Genomic DNA, 723 nt, shown 5'->3' on the forward strand with positions numbered 1-723 from the left:
CTCCGGAACGTGCCTCCATATTGACAAGCCCGCGGCGCGAGCTTGATACCGATTACGGTGCCCGAGTGGTGAAATCGGTAGACACAAGGGATTTAAAATCCCTCGACGTTCGCGTCGTGCCGGTTCGATTCCGGCCTCGGGCACCATTGAAATCAAAGAGTTACGAAAGGCCACTAGAAATAGTGGCCTTTTTCTTTTGCCTAAATGGCGACAAAGTGGCGACAGCGATTGTGTCGAGTCTACAGCTTCATAACAACAAAGCCTGCTGAAGGCAGGCTTTTAGCGTTCTGTAGGCGTTGTTGTCCAAATCAGCTGTAAGAACGCATCTTCCCCAGCCCCAAGTAGCCGTTACACTCGGGGCAGTCTAAAGGGCAGACCCAGAGTGTTCACTTTGTTTATGGCGCTTACATACGCCATGACTTCTCCCACTTGGCCGTTGTAGTTACGCAGATTCATCTTCCCCGCCAGCAACTGCTTGAACCGATACGTCGCCGTCTCTGCCAGTGAGCGACGGTGATACCCCGATATCTTCTTCCAGTGCGCCAGCCCTTCCTTGCGCATCACCAGCACTGCGTCATTTCTTGGGGGCCCCTTTTTCCATAACCCCGCGCTCTTGCGAGGCGGGATACAGGCAGTCGCCCCTTTGCGCGAGATAAGCTGATGGCTGGCTTTGCTGTCATAGGCACCATCCGCATAAACACGCCCCAGCTTGCGCCGCAGTGG

At 54.6% G+C, this 723-nt stretch carries 1 protein-coding gene and 1 tRNA gene; one reads left to right on the forward strand and one right to left on the reverse strand.

The features are described 5' to 3' along the window. The first annotated feature begins 59 nt into the window (after positions 1-59). Positions 60-146 (forward strand) — tRNA-Leu (locus tag LG31_RS0107860). 202 nt (positions 147-348) lie between these two features. On the opposite strand, the gene LG31_RS20430 is transcribed toward LG31_RS0107860, so the two are convergent. After that, on the reverse strand, positions 349-723 hold a 375-nt coding region (locus tag LG31_RS20430; protein WP_152598354.1), incomplete at its 5' end, for a transposase.

It is taken from the genome of Aeromonas lacus (assembly GCF_000764665.1).
GTDB classification, from domain to species: domain Bacteria; phylum Pseudomonadota; class Gammaproteobacteria; order Enterobacterales; family Aeromonadaceae; genus Aeromonas; species Aeromonas lacus.